The sequence below is a fragment of the Solimonas marina genome (assembly GCF_012241385.1).
GTDB lineage: Bacteria > Pseudomonadota > Gammaproteobacteria > Nevskiales > Nevskiaceae > Solimonas > Solimonas marina.
In genome coordinates this window covers 63,416-83,857 of record NZ_JAAVXB010000003.1, presented here as the reverse complement: position 1 = coordinate 83,857, position 20,442 = coordinate 63,416, and the positions used below count along the sequence as shown (strand labels likewise).

Genomic DNA, 20,442 nt, shown 5'->3' with positions numbered 1-20,442 from the left:
CCCGAGTGCGGTGCCACAGGCACCGTGTATCGAGGGACCCGGGCGGTCGCGCCGCGGCTGTATCGAAGGGCCTGTCCCGAGTGATCGCACCGCGGCTGTATCGAGGAGCCTGTCCCGAGTGATCGCGCAGCGACTGTATCGAGGGGCCTGTCCCGAGTGATCGCACCGTGGCTGTATCGAGGGGCCTGTCCCGAGTGATCGCACCGTGGCTGTATCGAGGGGCCTGTCCCGAGTGATCGCGCAGCGATCGTATCGAGGGGCTCCGACCCGTCGACCCGGCGCGCCGCTGGCCCACATGCGACCGCGCGCAATCGGCGCTACTCTGCATGCCCTCTGCATCATTGCCACTCCGTACACGCTCGATGGACCACCCAGAGCAAGTCGTCCAGCGCCAGCTGGACGCCTATAACGCGAAAGATCTCGACAGCTGGATCGGCACTTACGCCCCGGACGCGGAGCAGTACGAACTGCATGGCGCGCTGCTGGCACGCGGTCACGATGAAATACGAGGCCGCATCCGCGCGCGGTTCACCGAGCCGGACTTGCACGCCCGGCTCATTCACCGCACGCGGCTCGGCCCGATCGTCGTCGACCATGAGCGGATCACCCGCAATTTCCCCGAGGGCAAGGGCACGATCGAGATGCTGTGTATCTATGAAGTCGACGGCGGACTGATCCGCAAGGCCTCGTTCCACGTCGGCAGTCCGGTGTTGCTTGCACCAGCCGTAGAGACGCTCGAATGAAACTCGTCATTCTCGACCGCGACGGCGTCATCAACGAGGACTCGCCGAACCATGTGCGATCGGCCGCCGAGTGGCAGCCGATTCCCGGCAGCATCGAGGCGATCGCGCGCCTGTGCCAGGGCGGCTATCGCGTCTTCATCGCCACCAATCAGTCGGGCCTGGGCCAGAAGCTGTTCGACTACGACGCATTCAGTGCGATCAACGACCGCCTGCAGGGACTGCTGGCCGAGGCTGGCGGCCGCATCGACGGCATTTTCTTCGCGCCCGACCACCCGCAGCAGCCGGGCCCGCAGCGCAAGCCGGCGCCGGGCATGTCGTTGGAGCTGGCAAAGCGGCTGGGCGTGTCGCTGGACGGCGTGCCGTCGGTCGGCGATTCATGGCGTGATCTGGAAGCGGCACGCGCCGCCGGCGCGCGGCCCATCCTGGTCCGTACCGGCAATGGCCGCGAGACCGAGCGCCGCTATGCCGAGGCGCTCGGCGATACCGCAATCTACGACACGCTCGCCGACTTCACTGTCGCCCTGCTCAGCGGCAACCTGCCACCTCAGCGTCCGCAGACGGCGTAGTCCTCGCGACGGCGGTCGATCTCGACGCCGATGCTTTTGACGCCGACCACCGCGCCGGGCTTGTCGATGGCGAGCTTGAGGCTGACGATCGGCCAGCGCTCGAACAGCGCACGCGCAATCTTCTCGGCGAGGGTTTCGAGCAGCTGCGGCTGCTCGCGCTCGGCCACCTCGCGCACGCTGCGGCTGACCGCGTCGTAGTCGATGGCGTCACGGACCTGGTCGCTGGCCGCGGCATCGCGGGTGTCGGTGCCGAGTTCCAGCGTCATGATCAGCGGCCGCGGCAACTGCCGTTCCCAGGCGTGAACCCCGACGATGGTCTCGATCTCGAGCCCGCGGATGAAGACTTTGTCCATCTGGTTGCGACTCCGAAAAAGGCCGATCAGGCGGCGACCGGCGGCCGCAGCTCGGCCAGCGGCCAGCGCGGCGTCGTGAACAGCGGACCGGCGTGGGTCGCGCGGCCCTGCGCGCGGCGCGCCCAGCCAGCGTAGGCGATCATCGCGCCGTTGTCGGTGCAGAACGCCTGGCGCGGAAAGAACAGCTCGAAGCCCTGCTGCTGCGCCAGCGCGCCGAGCTTTTCGCGCAGACGCAGATTGGCGCCGACGCCGCCGGCGACCACCAGCTGCGTATAGCCGGTGGCATCGAGCGCACGGCGGCACTTGATCGCCAGGGTGTCGGTCACCGCCTCCTGAAACGACGCGGCCAGATCGGCGCGGTCGGCCGCTTCCGGCGCCTGCGGCAAGGTCGTCAGTACGGCGGTCTTCAAGCCGCTGAAGCTGAAGTCCAGGCCCGGACGATCGGTCATCGGCCGCGGAAACTTGAAGCGGCTGCCATTGCCGGCCTCGGCCAGCCTGGCCAGCTCCGGACCACCGGGATACGGCAGGCCGAGCAGCTTGGCGGTCTTGTCGAACGCTTCCCCAACGGCGTCGTCGAGGCTTTCGCCGAGCAACTCGTAATCGCCGACACCGCGCACCGCGACCAGCAGCGTATGGCCGCCGGACACCAGCAGCGCGACGAACGGAAACGTCGGCCGGCGTTCCTCGAGCATCGGCGCCAGCAGGTGCGCTTCCATGTGATGGACCGGGATCAACGGCAGGTCGAGCGCGGTCGCCAGCCCGGCGGCAACCGACGCACCGACCATCAGCGCACCGATCAGGCCGGGGCCGGCGGTATACGCAACGCCGCCGAGTTCCGCCGCCGGCACGCCGGACTCGGCGAGCACCTGCCGCACCAGTTCATGAATGCGGGCGACGTGATCGCGCGACGCCAGTTCCGGCACCACGCCACCGTATTCGGCGTGCAGGCGGATCTGGCTGTGCAGGCGGTGCGCCAGCAGTCCCCGCTCGCCGTCGTAGACGGCGCAGGCGGTTTCGTCGCAGGAGGTTTCGATGCCGAGAACAGGACGTTCCGGCGGTCTGACGGGCTCGGGCATCCCGCTATTGTAAGGGAGCGCCAGCGCCCCGCAGCGGGCAAGGATTGCGCAATGCGTGATCGCGGGCTAGAATCGCCGCCCCTTGAGAGGCTGAACGGCCTTTTTTTGACCAAAAACAGAGAGTGATCTGAATGCCTTCCGTTCGCGTTCGCGATAACGAACCTTTCGAAGTGGCCCTGCGCCGCTTCAAGCGTACCTGCGAAAAGGCCGGCGTGCTGACCGACCTGCGCAAGCACGAGTACTTCGAAAAGCCGAGCCAGGAGCGCAAGCGCATGCGCGCTGCCGCCGTCAAGCGCCAGGCCAAGAAGGTTCAGCGCGAGTCGAACCGTAGAATTCGGCTTTACTGAGCCGAATTCCAGCGTGTCGTCCTGACAAGCGCGCCGCCATCCATGGCGGCGACTTGCAAAACAAGCAGGACTCTCCGACGACCCCGGCCCACCGGGGTTTCGTTGTTTGTATCGCATTATTCCAAGGAAATCCGATGACCGATCTGAAGACGCGCATCACCGAAGACGTGAAAACGGCCATGAAGGCCGGCGAAAAGGACCGGCTGTCGGTGCTGCGCATGCTGCAGGCCGAACTCAAGCAGCGCGAAGTCGTCGAAAGCACCGAGCTGACCGACGCCGTCGTGCAGTCGGCGGTCGAGAAGATGATCAAGCAGCGCCGCGACGCCGAGAGTCAGTTCCGCGCCGGCAATCGCCCGGATCTGGCCGACAAGGAAGCCGCGGAAATCGTCGTGCTGATGGCCTATCTGCCGCAACAGATGACCGACGCCGAAGTCGACGCACTGATCGTTCAGGCGATCGCCGAAACCGGCGCGACCACCGGCAAGGACATGGGCAAGGTCATGGGCTGGATCAAGCCCAAGGCCCAGGGCAAGACCGACATGGGCAAGCTGTCCGGCCTGATCAAGGCCAAGCTGTCGGCCTGAATCCCGCCGCAGCGCGTCATCCTGACGGCAGGCGTGGCGCATGCATCCGCCGCGGACGGGACGGATGACGAGGGAGCAGCGCTGATCACGCTTTCTTCTTAATCTGTGTCATCTGCGTAATCTGCGGTTCAAGCTTTTATGGCCGGGCGCATCCCCGATTCCTTCATTCACGATCTGCTCGCACGAACCGATATCGTCGAGCTGATCGGCGCGCGCGTCGAACTCAAGCGCGCCGGCAAGGAATTCAAGGGACTGTCGCCGTTCACCAGCGAGAAGTCGCCGTCGTTCTTCGTCTCGCCGCAGAAGCAGATGTTCTTCGACTTCTCGTCCGGCAAGAACGGCACGGCCATCTCGTTTCTGATGGAGTACGACCGCCTGAGCTTCGTCGAGGCGGTCGAGGAGCTGGCCAAGCGCGCCGGCATCGAAGTGCCGCGCGAAGGCGGCCGCGAGCCGCGCGTGGTGCTCGACGGCCCGCTCGATGCGCTGGCCGCCGCCCAGCGCCACTTCACTGAGCGGCTGCGCCACGCGCCGGAGGCGATCGCCTACCTGAAGAAGCGCGGCGTCAGCGGCGAAACGGCCAAGCGCTTCGGCGTCGGCTACGCGCCGGACAGCTGGGACGGCCTGACCAAGTTCCTGCAGGACACGCGGCACGCCGTCGAGGCCGGCCTGCTGATCGAGCGCGAAGGCCGAGACGGCGCATCGGACGCGAAGCGCCCGGCCTCAAACCACTGTTACGACCGCTTCCGCAATCGCGTGATGTTTCCGATACGCGATACACGCGGCCGCGTCATCGCCTTCGGCGGCCGCACGCTGGGTAACGATCCGGCCAAATATCTGAACTCGCCGGAAACGGTGCTGTTCCACAAGGGCCGCAATCTCTATGGGCTCTATGAAGCGCGCACCGCCACGACCGGCGCGCTGCCGCACTTGATCGTCGTCGAAGGCTATATGGACGTCGTGATGCTGGCACAGCACGGCATCGGCGAGGCGGTCGGCACGCTGGGCACGGCGACCACGCGCGAGCACGTGCAGCTGCTGTTCAAGTCGGCACCGAAGATCGTGTTCTGCTTCGACGGTGACCGCGCCGGCCGCAGCGCCGCCTGGCGCGCGCTCGAACAGGTGTTGCCGGAAATGCACGAGGGCCGCGAATGCGTGTTCATGTTCATGCCGGACGGCCACGACCCCGACACCTGGGTTCAGGAAGTCGGCGCCGACGCCTTTCGTGAAGCGATCGCCGCGGCGATGCCGCTCAGCGAATTCCTGCTCGATGGTCTCGCCAAACAGGTCAATCTCGGCTCGCTGGAAGGCCGCGCGCGGTTGATCGCGCTGGCGCGCCCGCATCTCGGCAAGCTGCCGGACGGACCGCTGCGAATGCTGCTGCTCGATGAGCTGGGCCGTCGCGCGCGACTCGGTCGCGACGACATCGAAGGCATGCTCGGCGGCGCCCGGCCGGTGCCCGAAGTGCCGACAGAAGCCGTGCCGCAGGCCCCGACGACGGGCGCTTCACGGCCGGTCCGGCGGGCCATGCAGTTGCTGCTCGACCGGCCGACGCTGGCCGAGATCGTCGACAACATGGGCTTGCTGGCCCAGGCGCCGGCGCAAGGCATCGAGATCCTGATCGAGGCCATCGACTATTTCCTCGCGCACCCGAACGCGAGGGCCGCTCAGCTGGTCGAAGCCTGGAAGGACACGCCGAAAGGGCGTGGCGTCGAACGGCTGCTGCGCCAGGACCTGGGCTGCGCCGACGAGGTGGTTGAAACGGAGTTTCGCGACGCCATTAACTTGCTGACGTTCCGCGCTCTGGAGATCGAAGCGTCGCGCCTGCTCGAAGAGTCCCGGCACCGCGAACTGACGCGTGCCGAACTGGGCATCATCGATTCATTTCACCGCAGCAGACCGCCAAGATCGCGACGCTGATGCGGGTAAATTTCACTCAGCGGGATCGGCAAAACACTGGCGTTGGCAGTATAATAGCCAGTTCCGCGCTCACCGCCGCACCGCGCCCTTGCTGATCGGGCGCCGCTACACGAAAGAGTATCGCATGGCCAATAGCAAACCCGACAAGCTCGAAAAACTCGCTCTCTCACTCGAGCAGCAGGTGCAGAAGCAGTCGCAGATCAAAGTGCTGATCGCGCTCGGCAAGGAAAAGGGCTACCTGACCTACGCCGAAGTCGCCGACCACCTGCCGGAAATCGTCGATACCGAGCAGATCGAAGACATCATCAGCATGATCCAGGCGATGGGCATCCCGGTGCACGAGGAAGCCCCGCAGGAAGACGAACAGCTGTTCTCGGAACCGGCGGTCGTCGCGACCAACGAAGAAGAAGAGGACGCCGCCGAAGAAGCGGCCGCGGCGATCGCGGCGCTCGACGACCAGTTCGGCCGCACCACCGACCCGGTGCGCATGTACATGCGCGAGATGGGCAGCGTCGAGCTGCTCGACCGTGAGGGTGAAATCCGCATCGCCAAGCGCATCGAGGAAGGCCTCAACGAGGCGATGTTCGCGATGGCGCAGTACCCGGAGACGGTGGCGATCCTGCTCGAGTCGTACGAGAACGCCAAGCTCGGCAAGAAGCGTCTGGCCGACATCATCACCGGCTTCTTCGACCCGAACGCCGATGACACGCCGCCGGAACCGGCGTCGAACAACAACAATGCCGACGCTGACGACGACGATGACGACGACAGCGACGACAATAATGACGACAGCAGCGACGGTGACGAAGAGGAAACCACCGACACCGGGCCGGACCCGGTGATGACGGCGGAGAAGTTCGCCGAGATGCAGACGCTGTACGACGCCGCCTGGGATTCGCTGCTCAAGCTCGGCGCGGCGCATCCGAAGACGCAGACCAAGCGCGAGGCTGTGGCCACGCACATCATGACGCTGAAGCTGTCGCCGAAGATCGTCGACGAAATCACGCAGAACCTGCGCGCCAAGATCGACACGATCCGTCAGACGGAGAAGTCGATCATGCGCATCTGCGTGGTCGACGCCGGCATGACCCGCGAGGAGTTCATCAAGATCTACCGCGAGTCCAACGGCGCCACCAGCCCGGATTGGGTGCAGAAACTGATCCGCGCCAAGCGCAAGTATTCCTCGGAGCTCAACGCCCGCCAGGAAGAGATCTACGCGCTGCAGGAACAGCTGCGCAAGATGGAAGGCGACAACCTGGTCTCGCTCGACGAGATCAAGGACATCAACCGCCGCATGAACGTCGGTGAGGCCAAGGCCCGCCGCGCCAAGAAGGAAATGGTCGAAGCCAACCTGCGTCTGGTTATCTCGATCGCCAAGAAGTACACGAACCGCGGCCTGCAGTTCCTCGACCTGATTCAGGAAGGCAACATCGGCCTGATGAAGGCGGTCGACAAGTTCGAGTACCGCCGCGGCTACAAGTTCTCGACGTATGCGACGTGGTGGATCCGTCAGGCCATCACCCGCTCGATCGCCGATCAGGCGCGCACCATCCGCATCCCGGTGCACATGATCGAAACGATCAACAAGCTCAATCGCATCAGCCGCCAGATGCTGCAGGAAATGGGTCGCGAGCCGACGCCGGAAGAGCTGGCGAAGAAGATGGAGATGCCCGAGGACAAGATCCGCAAGGTGCTGAAGATCGCCAAGGAGCCGATCTCGATGGAAACGCCGATCGGCGACGACGAGGATTCGCACCTCGGCGACTTCATCGAAGACGTGGCCGCGATCTCGCCGCAGGAAGCGGCGACCTCGCAGTCGCTGTCCGAGGCCACGCATCAGATCCTCGCGTCGCTGACGCCGCGCGAAGCCAAGGTGCTGCGCATGCGCTTCGGTATCGACATGAACACCGACCACACGCTGGAAGAGGTCGGCAAGCAGTTCGACGTCACGCGTGAGCGCATTCGTCAGATCGAAGCCAAGGCACTGCGCAAGCTGCGCCATCCGAGCCGTGCCAACTACCTGCGTAGCTTCCTCGACGAATAAGTCTGGCCTTGGCCTGGCTGCAATGAAAACGCCCCGCATCGCGGGGCGTTTTCATTTGCGCAGCAAGCTACTGCATCACCCCGAAATTCCAGCGCAAGCCAAGACGCAGATCTTCGAAGGTGTAGTCGACGTTGTCGTTGTCCTCGATGTCGGTGGAACGATAGTCGACGAACGCGCCGAACGCCGGCGTGAAGTTGTATGCCGCACCGACCAGCCACTCGACCCCATCGGCCGCGCCATGATCGCTGAGATGCACATAGCCGATCTGCCCGTACAGCGTGGCCGCCGGCACGGGCGCGTACTCGAGGCGCCCGTGCAGGCCGTAGCCGTCGGGGGTCGAGCTGTCGCCGCCACCGGCATCGAGCTTGAAGTGGATGTACTCGGCCAGTGCGCCGTAGCGCAACTGATCGCCCACCATGAAGCCGAGGCCGGCGCGAATCTGATCGATGTCGATATCGCTGTCGTCGAGATTCGAACTCTGGTACTCCGCCGAAACGAAGGCCAGCTTGCCGATCGGCGCCATCAGGCGTGCGCCGAAACCGTCCCCGCTGTCGTGCCCGGACCCGTAGCCCGGGACATCAAGCTTGAGCTTCGAGTCAGCGATGTAATAGCCATCGACGAAGCCCGGTTGTGCAGCCAGCGCAATCCCCGGCGCGAAGGCCAGCGCGGCAATGGATCCCCTGATCCCTTTCATGCATGTCTCCCTTCTGATGTCAGATCCGTGACGGATCAGCACGATCTTAATGCGTGACCGGGGCGCTTTTGCACCGTTTTGGTGTTTATTTGAGACATGATGCACAAAAAAAGCGCGACACCATGCCGTGCCGCGCTCTTCGCCCGCCGCCGCCATGATGCTCGGCGGCTGATCGCTGCCCTTATTTCTGCTCGATCGTCGGCGTGTACAACGCGCCCTGCTGCTCGGAGAAGTAGTGGGCCAGCGCCTTGATGTCCGCGTCGCTGAGCGTCGCCGCCTGCGCCGCCATGATCGGGTTCTTGCGCTGCCCGTCCTTGTACTCGTGCAGCGCCTGCGCCAAGTAGTTGGCGTACTGGCCGGCCAGCATCGGATAGGTCGGCGCAATCGGCTTGGCGCCGCGTTCACCATGGCAAGACGTACAGACCGCGGCTTTCTCGGGCGCCGGGCTCTCGGCCCATGCCGCCGTCAACGGCACGCTGCTGACGGCGACGGCACAGACCAGACCTGCAATCGTATGCTTCATCGCTTGGGCCTCACGGATGCTTGGGAGCGGTCGACAGGAACGCGGCAATGTCGGCGATGTCCTGGTCGGACAGGCTCGCCGCCTGCGCGTGCATCGTGCCGTGCGCACGATTACCCGCCTTGTACTCGTTCAGCGCGGCGATGATGTATTCCGCCGACTGCCCGCCGAGCTTGGGCACCCGGTAGGTTGGATAGACGTTGTTGTACTTGGGAATGCCGTGGCACCCCATGCAGGTACTCGCCTTCACACGCCCCGCCGCCGCATCTCCTCCGGCTGCGTTCGCCGCCGGCATGCAGAGCAGGCCGGCAAGGGCCATCAAGCCCCAACGCGCAGACTTCATTTTTGAGCTCCCGAATCAGGACCCTTATGGGTGTAGTTGGTAGACGAACCTGAATCTAGCGTTGCTATGTTCGACAAATTGCCGCACTTGGTCAACGCGTGTCCAATCCGCAGCATTTTGCGCGGCCGGCCCACCTTCGGCGGCGGCGCCGCAACATATCGAAAGTTTCCCCGTCATTTTTGCGTGCCCCTGTCTGGAGCCGGTCAGGTCCGAACTGCTACGCTGCCCGGACATGTGCTTCCCTCCATACCCGCTGCACGCCGCGCCCTGCCGATGCCGCTGATCAAGAAACCGCGCCTAGCCGACGCCCGGCTGCAGGAGTTCGCCGCCATCGACCTCGGCTCGAACAGTTTTCACATGCTGGTTGCTCGCGAGCAGGGCGGCGAGCTGCAGATCGTCGACCGCCTGCGCGACTCCGTCCGCCTGGCCGCCGGCCTCGAAAGCGGCGGCCGCTTGTCGCCGCCGGTCGCGGCACGCGCGCTCGGCTGCCTCGAACGCTTCGGTGAACGGATTCGCGGCATTCCCGCCTCGCAAGTCCGTGCGGTCGGCACCAACACCATGCGCAAGCTGCAAAGCGGAAGTGGTTTCGTGGCCGCCGCCGAAGCCGCGCTCGGCCATCCGATCGAGGTCATCGCCGGCTCTGAAGAAGCGCGCCTGGTCTACAGTGGCGTCATCCACGGCCGCGGCCGCAAGCGCCCGCGCCGCCTGGTCGTCGACATCGGCGGCGGCAGCACCGAACTGATCATCGGCCGCGGCGACCGCCCGCAACTGCTCGAATCGGTGTCGCTGGGCTGCGTCGTACACACGCAGCGCTATTTCGGCGACGGTCAGATCAGCGCTCCGCGCTTTCGCGAGGCGCGGCTCGCTGCCGGCCTGGAACTCGAATTTCTGCAGCAGACGTATCGCGATGCCGGATGGGATCTGGCGATCGGCTCGTCGGGCACGATTCGCGGCATCTGGCGCGTGCTGCGCTCGCGCAACTGGATCACCGAGGAAATCACCCTCGACGGGCTCGAACGTCTGATCGAGCTGACGCTGAAGAAGCGTCATATCCGCGAGATCGACTACCCGGCGTTGCGCGAAGACCGCCGGCCGGTATTCATCGGCGGGTTGGCGGTCCTCGCGGCGATCTTCGACAGCCTGCAGATCGAACGCATGGAGACCTCGGATCAGGCGCTGCGCGAAGGCCTGCTCTACGACCTGCTCGGCCGTCTCAGCAATTGCGACATTCGCGACGAGTCGGTCGCCGCGATCATGCAACGCTACGCGGTCGATACCGAACACGCGGCCGACGTCGAACGCACGGCCTTGCGCATTCTTGGTCAGGTCGCCGGCGCCTGGCGGCTCGATGCCGCAACGGCGACGCCCTATCTGCGCTGGGCGGCACGCCTGCACGAGGTCGGTCTGGTCATCGCCCATAACGGCTACCACAAGCACGGCAATTACATCCTGCGGCACAGTGACCTACAGGGTTTTTCGCAGACCGATCAGCACGTCCTGGCAACGATGGTGCGCCTGCATCGCGGCAAGTTTGTTTCCACCGTCTTCGACGAGCTGCCGGCGACACTGGCGCCGATGGCGCGCCAGCTGACGTTGATTCTGCGCCTGGCCTATTTGCTGCACCGCTCGCGCGCGCCGCGCCTGCGGCCGCCCATCGAGGTCAAGGTGACCCCGCGCAGCATCGGCATCAGCTTCACCCGCGACGGCTGGCTGGCGCGGCACCCGCTGACGCAGGGCGATCTCGAGCGCGAAGCCACGCTGCTCGGCGGTGCCGGCATCAAACTCAAGCTGCGCTGAGCGGCGCCAGCGGATCGCCGCTGGCCGGCGGTAGCGGCAACTGCAACATCGCCCGCACGCCGCGGCCGTCAGCACCCGCTTCCAGCCAGGCGCGGCCGTGATGCGCAGCGGCGATCTCGGCGACGATCGCTAGACCCAGGCCAGTGCCACTGCGCCCACTCTGATCGCCGCGCTGATAGCGCTCGAAGACGCGGTCGCGCAACTCGGGGGCGATGCCGGGGCCATCGTCCTCGACGATCAGTGTCGGTAGCGGATCGCGCGTCAACCCGAGGCGAATGCGCCCACCGCCCGGGTGATAGGCGATGGCGTTGTCGATCAGATTGTCGATCGCCTCACTGAGCAGCAGCGAGTCGCCGCGTACCCACACCGGATGCTCGTCGTGATCCAGGCTCAGGTCGATGTGCTTGACCAGCGCACGCGGCACCCATTCGATGCCGCAGTCGCGGACCAGTCGCGCAAGGTCGAAGGTCCGATAACGATCGGTCAGCCGCGCACTCGACTCGGCGCGCGCCAGCGACAGCAGCTGCGTCGCCAGACGCGCGGCCCGATCCGATGCATTGCGCAGCCGCTGCAGGTGGGCACGCATGCTGTCGAGCTCGGATTCGTCGAGCGCCTGATCGACATTGAGGCGGATCGCCGTCAGCGGAGTCCGCAGCTGATGTGCCGTGTCGGCGATGAACTTTCGATGTGCGTCGAAGAACGCGTTGAGACGCCCCAGCAAGCCATTCAGCGCCCGCGTCAGCGGTAGCACCTCCTCGGGCACGCTGGCATCGTCGAGCGGCTGCAATGCCTGTGGCCCGTGAATGCCGAGCCGCGCGGTGACGAGACGCAGCGGCTGCAGTCCGCGCGCGATGCCGCGGCGCACCGCGAAATAGGCGGCGGCGATCAGCAATAACTGCGGCACCAGGACGGCGAGAAAGATGTTCTCGATCAGCTGCTCGCGCTCGATGCCGGTTTCGGCCACCTTGACCCAGACCGGTTCGCCGGCACGCTCGGCCGACAGCGGCAACGCGATGACGCGGATCGCGCGACCGTCGGCGAGGCGGCTGTCGTAGATATAGCCGTTGACGTACGGATCGGCATCTTCGGGCACCGGCGGCAGTATCGCGTTGGACACAATCACACCACTGCGGCTGCCGCTGACGGTGAACAAGGTCGGATCGGTCTCGTCCCAGACGAACAGCTTCTCGGTGGAAACCGGCAGGTCGACGATCGCGTGGCCCTTGCCCGGTGTCACCAACAGCGCCAGCGAATTGACCGAGTCGTAAAGCCAGTTGTCGTAGATGCCGCTCGCGAAGTGCACGGCGAGCCCGTACGCACAGACACCGCTGATCGCGAACAAGGTCAGCAGCGGCGCCAGCAACGTGCGCAGCAGGCGCCCACGCAGGCTCGGGGGCGGCGCGGCACTCATCGCCGCCATGCTTCATCCAGCTGGCGCATCATCACTCTGCAACAGATAACCGAAGCCACGCACCGTGCGGATCGTCACGCCGCAATCGCCGAGCTTGCGGCGCACGCGGTGGATGTAAAGCTCGATGGCGGCTTCGGTGAGTTCTTCGTTCCAGTCGCTGAGCCGGTCCTGGATCTGCGCCTTGCTGATGACCTGGCCGTGGCGCAGCAACAGCACTTCGAGCACCGCATACTCGCGCGGCGACAGCTCCAGCGGTTGTTCGTCGACGAAGAATCGCCGTTCGCTGGCGCGCAAGCGCAAAGGGCCGACCACAACGTCGCCGCCGCTGCGCGCGATCGCGCGACGCGTGACCGCACGCAGACGCGCTTCGAGTTCGGCCATCTCGAACGGTTTGTAGATGTAGTCGTCGGCGCCGGCGTCGAGGCCGCGAATCCGCACGTCGAGCGTGTCGCGCGCCGACAGGATCAGCACCGGGGTGTTGTCGCCGCGATCGCGCATGTAGCGCAGCAGGGTCAGGCCATCGAGCTTCGGCAGGCCCAGGTCGAGAATGACCGAATCGAAACTCTGGCTATGCAGCACATCGTCGGCACTCGCGCCGTCAGCGAGTCGTTCGACGATATGACCGCCGCGGCCGAGGCTGTGTGCCAATGCCTCGGCGATCGTGTCGTCATCCTCTACCACCAGTATGCGCACGTCCCGATCGCCTCACTGAAAAAGAGCAGCCGCATCGGGCCGCAGATGAATTTCGCCCGATGAAAGCTTTTTGAAAGCTCGCGGAAAGCCGGTCGAAAGCGCGAATTTTTAGCATAAAGGAAATGCGATCCCCCGCGCTGCGCGCCGACTTCCGGCACGTACGCCGAACGCGCGCCGCAGCGCGCAAAGGCTCCCTCTCATGCTGATCGATTTTCGCGAAGAAGACGCGCCGCTGCATTACGAAGGTGCCGACGTCTGCATCGTCGGCTCCGGTGCCGCGGGCCTCAGTCTGGCGCGGCGCCTGCTGTCGGAGGGTCGTCACGTGCTGCTGATCGAATCGGGCGGCACCGACTACGCCGCCGACACCGCCGCCCTCAACGACGGCCGCAATACCGGCTTCCCCTATTACGAGCTGGAGGATGCGCGCCTGCGCTTCTTCGGCGGCACGACGGCGATCTGGGGTGGCCGATGTGCGGAACTCGACGCGATCGACTTCGAGCGCCGCGACTGGGTGGCCTGGAGCGGCTGGCCGTTCGACAAGTCGATGCTGGCACCGTGGTACGACGCGGCACGGACGGCGCTCGGCTTGCCGTCGCCCACCGCCAGCGGCAACGCCGAAGCGCTCGGCTTCGATCGCCACGGCACCGAGCTCGTGCACTGGCAGTTCGACGAGCGTGCCGATCGCTTCGGGTTTGCCACCAACCGCGATCTCATCGCACACCCGAATTTGCGGGTACTGCTCAATGCGACCGTCACCGAAGTGCTGCTGGACTTCGACGGAAGCACCGTGTCCGGGCTGCGCATTGCCGCACTCGATGGCCGCGTCGGGGTCGTCGAAGGACGCAGCTATGTACTGGCGGCAGGCGGCCTGGAGAACCCGCGCCTGCTGCTTGCCTCACGCTCGCGTCAGGCCCAGGGCGTCGGCAATACACACGATCTGGTCGGCCGCTTCTTCATGGAACACCCGCACGCACGCGGCGGTCGCCTGCAGACGCGGCGCCTGTGGCAAACATTGAAACTGTTCCAGCAGTCGCATGCCGGCGGTCAACGCCAAGCGGCGACGCTGCGCGCCAGCGACGAATTGCAGCAGACGCAGCACATCCTCAACAGCTCGTTCGTCCCACGCGTGCGCCTGCCTGCGGACGGCACGTCGCCGATCGGCATGCGTTTGTACTCGACGATCAAACATCGGGTCGCACCGACCCGCAACGGTCGCTTGCTGTGGCGCACGAGCAAGCGCGTCGCGAGCTGGATCAAGCGCGGACTCGACCCGCTGCGTCCATGGTCGCTGGTGCAGTTCGGCGGTCGCGGGCTCTATCTTTCGGTCCGCGCCGAACAGGCGCCAAACCCCGACAGCCGCGTGACGCTTGGCGACGAATGCGATGCGCTCGGCATGCCCAAGCTGCAGCTCAACTGGCGCCTGTCCGAAATCGACAAGCGCACGGTCCGTACCTTGGCCCTGGCCGTCGACGCCGGCCTGCGCCGCCGCGATCTCGGTCATGTCGAACCAGCCGCCTGGCTCGACGATCCGCAGTTACCGTGGGAGATCGACCCGCTGATCGGCCAGCATCCGATCGGCGGCTACCACCACATCGGCACGACGCGCATGGCGGCCAGCGCGCGACGTGGTGTGGTCGATGCCGACTGCCGCATCCACGGCATCGACAATCTGTTCGTCGCCGGCAGTTCGGTGTTTCCGACCTCGGGCTGGGCCAATCCGACGCTGACCATTGTCGCGCTGGCGCTGCGCCTCGCCGACCACTTGCACAACCACGTACTGCGCGTCGCCACTGCGCGCGACACCCGAGCCGCGCCGCCGTTGGCGCTGTACTGACGCGCCGCCCGGGCGACCTAGACGGTTTCGAGCAGGCGCTGCTGGATTGGCTTCTGCTCGCCGGGCGTCGGCCGCGAGTACGAACCATCGGCCTGCAGCATCCAGCTCTGCGCGGTGTCGTCGAGGTAACCGTGCAAATCGGCGAGTACGCGCTTGCGCAGCTTCTTTTCGAGGATCGGAAACGCGACTTCGACGCGCTTGAACAGATTGCGTTCCATCCAGTCGGCGCTGGATAGATACAAATCGGCCTCGGTCACGCCTTCGGAACCGTTGGCGAAGTAGTAGACGCGGTGGTGTTCGAGGAAACGGCCGATCACCGAGCGCACCTGGATGCTCTCCGACAGCCCCTTCACGCCCGGTCGCAGCGAGCACATGCCACGCACGATCAGGTCGACGCGCACACCGGCCTGCGACGCGCGGTACAGGGCCTGAATCATCTCCGACTCCACCAGCGCATTCATCTTGGCGATGATGCGCGCCGGACGCCCGGCCTGCGCATGCGCAATCTCGCGCTCGATCTTGGCGTGCAACTGCTTGGCCAGCGTGAACGGCGACTGCAGCAGCCGCTCGAGCTTGGTGACCTTGCCGAGACTGGTCAGCTGCAGGAATACCGTATGCACGTCGCTGCAGATCTGCGCATCGGCGGTGAAGAAGCCGTAGTCGGTGTACAGGCGTGCGGTCTTCGGATGGTAGTTGCCGGTGCCCAGATGCGCGTAGTAGCGCAGGCCGCCCGGCGTGGTACCGAGCGTTTCCTCGCGACGCACGATCAGGCACATTTTGGCGTGGGTCTTGTAGCCGACCACGCCGTAGACGACATGCGCACCGACGTCCTGCAGCTTTTCAGCGAGGTCGATGTTGTTGGCCTCGTCGAAGCGCGCACGCAGCTCGACGACCACTGTCACTTCCTTGCCGTTGCTGGCCGCCTCGATCAACGCGTCGACGATCGCCGACTGATCGCCGGTGCGATACAGCGTCTGCTTGATCGCCAGTACCTTCGGATCGCGTGCCGCCTGACGCAGAAATTCGACGACCGGCGTGAACGATTCGTACGGGTGATGCAGCAGGTGATCGCGCTCGCGGATCGCCGTGAACAGATCGCCGGACAAGGCCTTGGGCACGTGCGGCACGTACGGCGGATACTTGAGATCGGGCCGGTCGATCATGTCCGGAATAGCCAGCAGGCGATTCAGATTGACCGGGCCGTTGACCTGGAACACGTCGTCGGGATCCAGCTGCGTGACGTCAGCCAGATACTGGACCATGTCGTCCGGGCAGTTGTGCGCGACCTCGAGGCGCACGATGTCGCCCCACTGGCGCTGCGACAGCTCGCCTTCCAGCGCTTCCATCAAATCCTTGGCTTCTTCTTCGTCGACCAGCAGATCGGAGTTGCGGGTCAGGCGGAACTGATAGCAGCCGGTCGCCTGCATGCCGGGAAACAGCTCGTCGGCGTAGGCGTGGATGACGCTCGACAGGAACACGAAATCATAAGGGCCGCTGCCCGGCACCTCGCGCGGAATCTGGATCAGGCGCGGTAGCGAGCGCGGCGCCTGCACCACGGCCAGCGCCGCGTTGCGACCGAACGCATCCTTGCCGCTGAGCTGGATGATGTGATTCAGCGACTTGTTGAGGATGCGCGGGAACGGATGCGCCGGATCGAGCCCCATCGGCGACAGCACCGGCATCAGCTCGTTCTGGAAATAGGTGCGCAGCCAGGCGTCCTGATCGGCACTCCACTCGGTGCGGCGCAGAAAGCGGATTTTCTCGCGCTCCAGGGCCGGGATCAGCACCTCGTTGAAGGTGCGGTACTGCTCGGCGACCAGCGCGCGGGCGCGGGTACTGATCGCGGCCAGCGCCTCGGCCGGACGCATGCCGTCGGCGCCGCGCGTGAGCGGATTGAGCTCGGCCATCTGCTGCAGGCCGGCAACGCGAATCTCGAAGAACTCGTCGAGATTGGCGCTGGAGATGCAGAGGAACTTGAGCCGCTCGAGCAGCGGCACGTCTTCGTCGAGCGCCTGTGCCAGCACGCGGCGGTTGAATTCAAGCAGGGACAGCTCGCGGTTCAGGAACAGGTCCGCAGGCTGCAATTCCAATTCGGGCGGGGTCTGACTCATGCAAATCGTCCGCAAATAGACCGTGACGCATCGCGTCGAAAGCCGGGACGGACAGTCTATGACAGGCCAGTGAAGCCGGTGTTACACCGGTCCGGCCAGGACTTTATGCAGATCCGGATAGCGGGCTTGCAGCCAGCGATACTGCAGCGCGCGCTGCGAAATCTCGGCAATGTCCTGCATGTAGCCGGCATTGATGGCACTGCCGATCACAGCGCCGATGACCGGCATCAGGCCCAGGCCGAACAGCGAGCGCTTGGCCAGATTGACGCCGATGCGGTCGGCCAGGCTCTTCAGGCTCAGCTGCGCCGCACCTTTGGCCAGATGGCGCTCGGCGACGCGCTCGATGCCATCGCGCCAGGCTTCGACGAACAGATCACCGCCTTCAGCCCAAGCCTGCCAGGCGGTCTGCTTTTCTTCGAGCGTATTGGCCGATGCCAGCGCAAACACGCCGATCGCCAGGCCCTTGCGCTCCGGCACCCGCCAATCCTCGCCATAGCAGTAGGCCGTGCGGTGGATGGTGCGCAACGCCAGCGCGATCAGGGTCGGCACGTCGGCCGCGATGCCCAGTGCGCCGGCGAAGCCGAACACCGCGCCGCCGGTGCCGCCGAGCGCCATCGAGCGCAGCTCGATGCGTTGCGCAAGACGGTCGCAATCTTCGAGCGGCCGCTCGCGCAACTGCGCCAGATCGGCGACGCCGGCCGCCTTCAGTACGTCGCGATGCACGGCGCTCCAACCCGCTGCTCGATCGACGCCGCGCATCGTCGCGCGCAGCACCCGCGCCGGCACCAGCTTCTGCGCCGCGAACGAGGCGATGCGCGTCGGCGTACGCATCGCGCGCGTGCCCCAATCCGGCGGCGCGTCGCGCCACTGCTCGATGGCCTGCAGCTGCGACTGTTCGTATTCGCTCAGTTTCGGCTTGCGCTTGCTCATGTCCACACTATAGACCCGCCGGCCGAATCAGGGCCGTACGGTTGACCGCAAGCGTCGCGCACCCGATAGTCGCGCGCCATGTGCCTGATTGCCCTCGCGCTCGACGCGCATCCTCGTTACTCGCTGGTGCTCGCCGCCAATCGCGACGAGTTTCATGCGCGCCCGACGGCGCCGGCCTCTTACTGGGACGACGCGCCGCAGATCTTCGGCGGCCGCGACCTGCAGCAGCACGGCGGCTGGCTCGCGGTCGGCAGCGCCGGACGCTGGGCCGCGGTCACCAATGTGCGACGCATGGAAGCCACCGACCCGGCGGCGCCGTCGCGCGGCCAACTGGTCGCCGGCTATCTGCGCGGCACGCAGGATGCGCAGCGCTACGGCGAAGCGCTGGCCGCCAGCGCCAGCCGTTACGCCGGCTTCAATCTGCTGCTCGGAGACCGCAACGGCGTCTGGTATCTGAGCAATCTGCCGCAGTTCACGATGCAGCGCCTCGAACCGGGCTTGCACGCCGTCAGCAACGCCAGCCTCGACACGCCGTGGCCGAAGCTGGTCACGCTCAAATCGCGTTTGCAGCAGTGGTGCAGCGACGCCGACACTGCCAGTGACACGCTGTTCGCGGCCCTTGCCGACCCGCGTCCGGCGGCGGATGCCGACCTGCCGGAAACCGGTGTCGGCCTCGATCGCGAGCGCTTCCTGTCGTCGGCTTTCATCAGCAGCCCGGCCTACGGCACGCGCTGCAGCACGGTACTGACCGTCGACGCCGGCGGGCACGCTGCGTTTCACGAGCGCCGCTTCGGACCGCAGGCGGCTTTCGTCGGCGAAACGCTCGAATACCTGCAGCTCAGCTGAGCCGCAGACCGCCGTCGACCGGCAGGATCGCGCCGGTGATATAGGCGGCATCGTCCGACAGCAGAAAACGTACGGCACGGGCGATTTCGATCGCGCCGCCAAGGCGGCCCAGCGGGATGCGCGCCAGTTCGCGGGCCTGCTCGGCCTCGCCTTCGACGCCGCCGGCCAGCGCCCACATCATGTGCCCTGGGGCGACGCCGTTGACGCGGATCTGCGGCGCCAGCTCGACCGCCAGCGATTCGGTCAGCGACCACAATCCGGCCTTGGCCGCGAAATAAGCACTGTGTGGCGGCTGCGGCCGCGGCGTCTGCGTATCGATGATGTTGACGACTGCCGCACCCGGCGCGAAGTGCGGGCGACAGGCCTGCGTCAGCAACAGCGGCGCACGCAGGTTCGACGCCAACAGATCGTCGAGCTGCGCCGCTTCGATGCTCCCGACCGGCGTCGGAAAATAGCTCGACGCGTTGTTGACGAGCGCATCGAGCCGGCCCCATATGCGATGCGCGTCGTGCGCCAGCGCGGCAATCGCTGCCGGGTCGGCCAAATCGGCGATCAGCAGCGACGCACTGCCGGCGCGGGCAACACACAATGCCTCGACCAGCGCCGCCGCTTCGTCGCTGGAATGGCGGGCGTGAACCAGCACGCGCCAACCGGCCTCGTGCTGCAATCGTGCGATCTGCGCGCCGATGCGGCGTGCCGCCCCCGTCACCAGAACGACCGGACTGTCGTCGGTAGGCGTGGTCATGAGCTCTCCTTTATTCTTGCGCTTCCTTCCCTACCGCCGACCTTCAGGAACCGCGTGGACTCCATTATCAACACCATTTTGCTCGGCATCATCGAGGGCATCACCGAATTCCTGCCGATCTCCAGCACCGGGCATCTGCTGATCGCCGAGCATTGGCTGGGTTACCGCTCCGACCTGTTCAACGTCGGCATCCAGGCCGGCGCGATGCTCGCAGTCGTGCTGATCTACCGCCAGCGCCTCTGGGATCTGACGGTCGGCTTCAACAAATCCGCCGACAACCGCGACTACTTCTTCAAGCTGTCGGCGGCGTTTCTGATTACCTGCGTCGGCGGCCTGATTGCCGAGAAGGCGGGGCTCAAGCTGCCGGAGACGGTAGCGCCGATCGCCTGGGCGCTGATCATCGGCGGCCTCGCGATCCTGGTCATCGAATGGCATGCCAAGGGCATGAGCCCGAGCACGGTCGTGACCTGGAAGATCGCCATCGTCGTCGGTCTGGCGCAAATCCTGGCCGCCGTGTTTCCCGGCACCTCGCGCTCGGCCTCGACGATCTTCGCGGCGATGCTGGTCGGCCTGACCTCGCGTCCCGCTGCCACCGAGTTCGCGTTTCTGGTCGGCATCCCGACGATGTTCGCGGCAACCGGCTATGAAATGCTGAAGCTGCTGAAGAGCAATGCGTTCGCGCAGGAAGACTGGACACAGTTCACGATCGGCTTCGTGGTGTCGGCCATCGTCGCGTTCATTGCGGTGAAGTGGCTGCTGCGCTACGTGCAATCGCATCGCTTCACGCTGTTTGCGTGGTACCGCATCATCTTCGGTGCGGCGCTGCTACTGCTGCTGCCCACCTGACGGCGGGCAGCAGCAAGCATCACGTAGCCGAGCACGACGCGG

At 65.6% G+C, this 20,442-nt stretch carries 20 protein-coding genes; 10 read left to right on the top strand and 10 right to left on the bottom strand.

What is annotated here, in order from left to right; genetic code table 11:
- Window positions 1–362: 362 nt before the first annotated feature.
- Both G7Y82_RS06590 and gmhB read left to right on the top strand, forming a co-directional pair.
- Window positions 363–743 carry a nuclear transport factor 2 family protein gene (locus G7Y82_RS06590; protein ID WP_168147244.1) on the top strand — a complete coding sequence of 127 codons (381 nt, stop codon included), beginning with the start codon at window positions 363–365 and terminating at the stop codon, window positions 741–743.
- Complete coding sequence (gene gmhB, locus G7Y82_RS06585; protein ID WP_168147243.1) at window positions 740–1,309, top strand: D-glycero-beta-D-manno-heptose 1,7-bisphosphate 7-phosphatase; 570 nt, start codon at window positions 740–742, stop codon at window positions 1,307–1,309. Before G7Y82_RS06590 ends, gmhB begins: the two co-directional genes overlap by 4 nt.
- On the opposite strand, the gene folB is transcribed toward gmhB, so the two are convergent.
- Entirely contained in the window at window positions 1,288–1,662 is a 375-nt protein-coding gene (gene folB / locus G7Y82_RS06580) for a dihydroneopterin aldolase (protein ID WP_168147242.1), read from the bottom strand. The two genes, gmhB and folB, sit on opposite strands and share 22 nt — an antisense overlap.
- Before the next feature lie 26 nt (window positions 1,663–1,688).
- Entirely contained in the window at window positions 1,689–2,738 is a 1,050-nt protein-coding gene (gene tsaD / locus G7Y82_RS06575) for a tRNA (adenosine(37)-N6)-threonylcarbamoyltransferase complex transferase subunit TsaD (protein ID WP_168147241.1), read from the bottom strand.
- A gap of 131 nt (window positions 2,739–2,869) precedes the next feature.
- Here tsaD and rpsU point away from each other — a divergent pair, with 131 nt between their 5' ends.
- From rpsU to rpoD, 4 genes are all read left to right on the top strand, one after another.
- Window positions 2,870–3,085 (top strand): 30S ribosomal protein S21, encoded by a 216-nt coding sequence (rpsU, locus tag G7Y82_RS06570; protein WP_026353118.1) that lies wholly within the window; start codon window positions 2,870–2,872, stop codon window positions 3,083–3,085.
- A gap of 134 nt (window positions 3,086–3,219) precedes the next feature.
- A complete protein-coding gene (locus G7Y82_RS06565; RefSeq protein ID WP_168147240.1) occupies window positions 3,220–3,669 on the top strand; it encodes a GatB/YqeY domain-containing protein in 450 nt (149 codons plus the stop codon).
- A gap of 138 nt (window positions 3,670–3,807) precedes the next feature.
- Complete coding sequence (gene dnaG / locus G7Y82_RS06560) at window positions 3,808–5,586, top strand: DNA primase (RefSeq protein ID WP_168147239.1); 1,779 nt, start codon at window positions 3,808–3,810, stop codon at window positions 5,584–5,586.
- Window positions 5,587–5,710: 124 nt separating this feature from the next.
- Window positions 5,711–7,630, top strand: a complete 1,920-nt coding sequence (rpoD, locus tag G7Y82_RS06555) for an RNA polymerase sigma factor RpoD (protein WP_168147238.1) — start codon at window positions 5,711–5,713, stop codon at window positions 7,628–7,630.
- Window positions 7,631–7,697: 67 nt separating this feature from the next.
- On the opposite strand, the gene G7Y82_RS06550 is transcribed toward rpoD, so the two are convergent.
- From G7Y82_RS06550 to G7Y82_RS06540, 3 genes are all read right to left on the bottom strand, one after another.
- Window positions 7,698–8,324, bottom strand: coding sequence for an outer membrane protein (locus G7Y82_RS06550; RefSeq protein ID WP_168147237.1), 627 nt, complete (start codon window positions 8,322–8,324; stop codon window positions 7,698–7,700).
- 181 nt (window positions 8,325–8,505) lie between these two features.
- Window positions 8,506–8,847 (bottom strand): c-type cytochrome, encoded by a 342-nt coding sequence (locus G7Y82_RS06545; RefSeq protein WP_168147236.1) that lies wholly within the window; start codon window positions 8,845–8,847, stop codon window positions 8,506–8,508.
- 10 nt (window positions 8,848–8,857) lie between these two features.
- Window positions 8,858–9,187, bottom strand: coding sequence for a c-type cytochrome (locus G7Y82_RS06540; protein WP_168147235.1), 330 nt, complete (start codon window positions 9,185–9,187; stop codon window positions 8,858–8,860).
- A 273-nt stretch (window positions 9,188–9,460) separates the two neighbouring features.
- Here G7Y82_RS06540 and G7Y82_RS06535 point away from each other — a divergent pair, with 273 nt between their 5' ends.
- Window positions 9,461–10,984: a Ppx/GppA phosphatase family protein gene (locus G7Y82_RS06535; protein WP_168147234.1), complete on the top strand. Its 1,524-nt coding sequence runs from the start codon at window positions 9,461–9,463 to the stop codon at window positions 10,982–10,984.
- Here the strand turns inward: G7Y82_RS06535 and G7Y82_RS06530 are convergent.
- A complete protein-coding gene (locus G7Y82_RS06530) occupies window positions 10,971–12,404 on the bottom strand; it encodes a sensor histidine kinase (RefSeq protein ID WP_168147233.1) in 1,434 nt (477 codons plus the stop codon). The two genes, G7Y82_RS06535 and G7Y82_RS06530, sit on opposite strands and share 14 nt — an antisense overlap.
- A gap of 3 nt (window positions 12,405–12,407) precedes the next feature.
- A complete protein-coding gene (locus G7Y82_RS06525) occupies window positions 12,408–13,088 on the bottom strand; it encodes a response regulator (RefSeq protein WP_168147232.1) in 681 nt (226 codons plus the stop codon).
- A gap of 199 nt (window positions 13,089–13,287) precedes the next feature.
- Here G7Y82_RS06525 and G7Y82_RS06520 point away from each other — a divergent pair, with 199 nt between their 5' ends.
- Window positions 13,288–14,922: an FAD-dependent oxidoreductase gene (locus tag G7Y82_RS06520; RefSeq protein WP_168147231.1), complete on the top strand. Its 1,635-nt coding sequence runs from the start codon at window positions 13,288–13,290 to the stop codon at window positions 14,920–14,922.
- 17 nt (window positions 14,923–14,939) lie between these two features.
- Here the strand turns inward: G7Y82_RS06520 and ppk1 are convergent, their stop codons facing one another.
- Together ppk1 and G7Y82_RS06510 are read right to left on the bottom strand one after the other, a co-directional pair.
- Complete coding sequence (gene ppk1, locus G7Y82_RS06515; RefSeq protein ID WP_168147230.1) at window positions 14,940–17,033, bottom strand: polyphosphate kinase 1; 2,094 nt, start codon at window positions 17,031–17,033, stop codon at window positions 14,940–14,942.
- 81 nt (window positions 17,034–17,114) lie between these two features.
- Complete coding sequence (locus tag G7Y82_RS06510) at window positions 17,115–17,963, bottom strand: EcsC family protein (protein ID WP_168147229.1); 849 nt, start codon at window positions 17,961–17,963, stop codon at window positions 17,115–17,117.
- A gap of 78 nt (window positions 17,964–18,041) precedes the next feature.
- Here G7Y82_RS06510 and G7Y82_RS06505 point away from each other — a divergent pair, with 78 nt between their 5' ends.
- Window positions 18,042–18,809, top strand: a complete 768-nt coding sequence (locus G7Y82_RS06505) for an NRDE family protein (protein WP_168147228.1) — start codon at window positions 18,042–18,044, stop codon at window positions 18,807–18,809.
- Here the strand turns inward: G7Y82_RS06505 and G7Y82_RS06500 are convergent.
- Window positions 18,802–19,554 carry an SDR family oxidoreductase gene (locus G7Y82_RS06500; protein WP_168147227.1) on the bottom strand — a complete coding sequence of 251 codons (753 nt, stop codon included), beginning with the start codon at window positions 19,552–19,554 and terminating at the stop codon, window positions 18,802–18,804. The genes G7Y82_RS06505 and G7Y82_RS06500 overlap by 8 nt on opposite strands.
- 54 nt (window positions 19,555–19,608) lie before the next feature.
- Between G7Y82_RS06500 and G7Y82_RS06495 the strand changes: the two genes are divergently transcribed.
- Complete coding sequence (locus G7Y82_RS06495) at window positions 19,609–20,400, top strand: undecaprenyl-diphosphate phosphatase (RefSeq protein WP_168147226.1); 792 nt, start codon at window positions 19,609–19,611, stop codon at window positions 20,398–20,400.
- Window positions 20,401–20,442 lie beyond the last annotated feature (42 nt).